This window comes from Amycolatopsis sp. (assembly GCF_035276945.1).
Lineage (GTDB): Bacteria > Actinomycetota > Actinomycetes > Mycobacteriales > Pseudonocardiaceae > Amycolatopsis_E.
Map to the genome: position 1 here is coordinate 1 of NZ_DATELF010000013.1, position 4,020 is coordinate 4,020.

Below are 4,020 nucleotides of genomic sequence, written 5' to 3' on the forward strand. Positions count from 1 at the left end.
CTGTACGCACCGACGCTCGTCGAGGACGTGGATCCCCTCGATGCTGGCCCAGGTGCGCTGCTCGGCGGGCGCTACAAGTTCCTCCGCCGGCTCGGATCGGGGTCGACGGCGGTCGGACTGCTGGTGTCCGACGAAGCCGCCGGGGGCAAGCAACGGGTGCTCAAGGTTGCCAAGGACGCCGCCGCGGCAGCACGGCTCGAGTCGGAGGAGAAGGCACTCGGAGCCCTGGACCACGATCACATCGTCGACTGCCTTTACAGCACCCACATAGGCGGGCGGAAGGTGCTCGTGCTGGCTTACGCAGGCGACACCACCCTCGCCGAGGAGTTGGCCCGCAAGCGCGCCCGGTTGTCCCTTGACCTGCTGGAACGCTGGGGAACTGATCTTCTGACCGCACTGGTCGAACTGGATCGCGTAGGGATCTTCCACCGCGACATCAAGCCATCGAACCTGGGCGTGAAGGCCCACGACAGGAAGTCCCGTGGGAAGGCGGACTCCCGGCTGGTGCTGTTCGACTTTTCCATGTCGGGAACAGACCCGCGGGCGCTCGCGGCCGGTACGCCGCACTATCGCGATCCGTTCCTCGGGCAGGACGGCCGACTGACCTACGACAGCGCCGCGGAGCGGTACGGAGCGGCGGTCGTGTTGTACGAGATGGCAACCGGAAGGTTGCCGCAGTACGGGACCGACCCCGACGCCGACCCGGCTAGCATCTCGGACGAAGTCTCGATCAACAGCGATGCCTTCGATCCCGCTGTGCGCGAGGACCTCGAGGCATTCTTCACAACTGCGCTTTCACGCAACGCCGATCGTCGGCATGACACCGCAGAAGACATGCGTCGTGCTTGGACGAGCATTTTCGAACGCCTCGGGCGGTCCGCATCAGGCACTACGGACAAGGCCACCTCCGCCACCTTGGACAGCACATTGGGTGAGGCGGGCCTGTCCGCGCGGGCCGTATCAGCGCTTGAGCCCGAAGTGACGACCGTTGTCGACCTGCTCATGCTCGACTCGGTGCGGATGAACCGTCTCGTGGGTAAGGAGTCCAAGGAGACTCGCTCGGAAATCCGCGAGCGTGTGCGCGAGTGGCGGAAGTCCTTCGCCGACCAGCTGGCAGCCCGCCGAGGGATCGACACGGCTCGGCCAGCGACTGCGACCACACTGCCCGATCCTCTGCGTGCGGCGAACTTGCTCGTCGATGTCGCCCGGGGCCGGCGCTCAGCGACCCGTCAGCAGGCCGCCGAGCTCATCCTCGGTTTGCGGGACAACCTCGACCCGTTCGCCAGTCAGCAGGAGCTTGCGCTGGCTGTCGGCCGGTCGGGTCCGCGCGGTTTCCAGTTGATAAAGGAGCTGCAGAACGCGTGGGCCGAGGATGACCGGTGCCGAGATCTGCTTGAGCAGCTGGTGCGACTGGTCACCAGGTCACTGAAAAACCTTGGCGGCGTGGCGACCGTCAGGACCCTCAGCGACGAGATTCTGGCCGCCTTGCCCGACGCTCCACAAGACCAGGTGGATCGAGCAAAGCGCGTCGCTGCGGGCTTGTTGAGGCTAGCCCTCGATCGCTACGTCGAACACGAACTGGCTGAGACACACGAGCCGCTGGCGAAACGCCGGCACGGTGGCCGGCTCGCGCTGATCGCCATCGATCCCGCATTACTGGACGCCGCCGAAGCGATCGCCCAGGTCGCGGGCAGGCTGGTTGCTGAGTCGACCGCAGCGCACGAAGCGATCGTTCCCCAGCAGCGGGCGGCGCGGGAGATCCGTGCCAGGTTCGACGCCGCTTTCCGCACGGCGAGCGGGAACACGGACGCTCCCCCGGCGATGACGGACCTCCGGTTGGTGCGGCTGGCCGCGCAAGCGACGACCGATGTCGGCCTGTCCGCTCGGGGCGAATTGCACGCCCTCGGCATGGCCCAGCACGTCGCTGTCCGGCTGGCCCTTTCCGGCGTCGGTCAGCAGGAGGAACTCTCCGCTGGAGAGATCGTCAATCGGGTACGGGCGCGCTTTCCGGACCTGCCGACGCTGCCCGGCAGGCCTGCGTTGGACACGATCGTCGACAGGGCTGGCATCGGGCTGCGCTTCGCCGACGGCGCCTACCGGCCGGAGGCAAGTACTCCGGCGGCCACCAGCGGCCTGCCCAGCCGACCGGCGACCGTGGTTCCAGAGGTCACGGAGACCACGTTGAGCCGAGGCGACCACATGGACCGGTTGCTGTCCGAGAGCCTGCGGGCGCGGTCCTTCCTCACCTTGGGGGTTGGTGTCCTCCGCGCTGACGAGGTCGACCGGGCCGTGGCGACCCTGTCGCAGCGGTTCCACGCGCGGGTCGTCGACGTCACCGGCCTGATAATCGACGAGATGAAGTCGGTGGCCGAGGAGGTCGGGCTGCAGTGGAGCCTGGTCTGCTCCGCCGACGCGGCGGCCCCAGGCAGCCGCGATGCGCGCGGCCTGCAGGCGCTGGTCGAACGGGTCATGCCCCGCGTCACCCAGCACATCGACGGCCTGGTCCTCGGTGGCTCCTCCGGCGGAGACGGCGAACCGGTGGTCTTGACGGACCTGTCACCGCTGGCCCGCTACGGCCACCTCGGTGTCGTGGCCCGCTGGAGTGATCTGGCGGCCAAGCGCAGCCGGCCGGTGTGGGTGGTGTTGCCCCAGGTGTCCTGGATGCGGGGCGCCATGGTGGACGGCAAGCCCTTACAGCTCGGCTCGAACGGCCAGTTCGTGGAGCTCGACGTGTCATGGTTGGCCGCCCAGGAGAAGCAGCTGAACGCGACCAAGTGATTCTTTAGCGTTATCGCCGCCAGCAGCACCTGTGCGGCCTGCCCCGGACTACCGCCAGGGCCACCGCAGTGAGGACGGGAAGCTTCGCCATGGCGAACGTAGAGGCACGCACTACCAGCTGCCCGGATAGCGGGTGGCCAACCGCTCACAATGTGGTAACAGAAAGTCACGCGGAATTGCCCGGTTGCGATTGACCCACTGCGTGTAGGTGAGGAGTCTGCCGTGGCAGAGTTGCTCACCGAGGCATCGCACGGAGACGTAACGACGCGAGGGGACGACCGGTGGCAAAGCTGGGCGGACTGGTGGGGGAGCTGCGGGCGCAGGTCAAGGCGCTGGAGGACGACCTACGCGCCCGGGTGGACGGCCCCGATACCTACGGCCGCCAGGAGAGCGTGTACGAGCTGTGGCACACCGAGTGGGAGGGCGCTCTCAAAGCGCAGCGAACCGCGTCGTCGTGGCAGGAGTGGCGCGACGAGCGAGTGACCCAGGCGGCCGTCGCCTGGGTGCTGCTGACGGTGTTCGCCCGGTTCTGCGAGGACAACGAACTGGTTCGCCCCGCGTGGATAGCGGGGCACACGAAGGAGCGCCGGCAGCTGGCGCTGGACGCTCGACGCGCCTATTTCCAGGCCAACGGGGAGCACAACGACCGCCACTGGCTGTCGCAAATCATCCAGCACTTCGCCGCCATGGGCGCCACGGCGGGCTTGGTCGACGAGTTCTCCCCACTGCACCAGGTGACGCCCTCGGGTGACGCGGCCCGGCGCCTACTGGAGTTCTGGTGGGAGACCGACCCCGAGGGCGAAGAGTTGCTGCGCCGGTTCCGCGATCCCAACTTGGGCACTCGCTTCCTCGGTGACCTCTACCAGGATCTATCCGAATTCGCGCAGAAGAAATACGCGCTGCTCCAGACTCCAGAGTTCGTTGAGGAGTTCATCCTCGATCAGACCATGGAGCCCGCGCTCGCCGAGCGGCCGCTGGAGGGCTTCCGGCTCATCGACCCGACCTGTGGTTCCGGTCACTTCCTGCTCGGCGCGTTCGCCCGCCTGCTGAACCGCTGGTCGAAGCGTGCCCCGAACCTCGAACCGCGTGCCCTGGTGCAGAAGGCCCTCGACGGCGTGCACGGCGTGGACATCAACCCCTTTGCGGTGGCCATCGCGCGGTTCCGGCTGATCGTGGCCGCGCTCAAAGCCACCGGCGAGCGATCTCTGGAGAAGGCTCCCGACTTTCAGTTGAACCTGGCCG

At 67.4% G+C, this 4,020-nt stretch carries 2 protein-coding genes; both read left to right on the plus strand.

The window, feature by feature from the left end:
* Positions 1–2,778: protein kinase domain-containing protein (locus tag VJT49_RS01760; RefSeq protein WP_324162424.1), on the plus strand; the 2,778-nt coding region annotated here is incomplete at its 5' end.
* A gap of 281 nt (positions 2,779–3,059) precedes the next feature.
* Positions 3,060–4,020 (plus strand): BREX-2 system adenine-specific DNA-methyltransferase PglX (gene pglX, locus VJT49_RS01765; protein ID WP_324162426.1); only part of this gene is annotated, 961 nt, incomplete at its 3' end.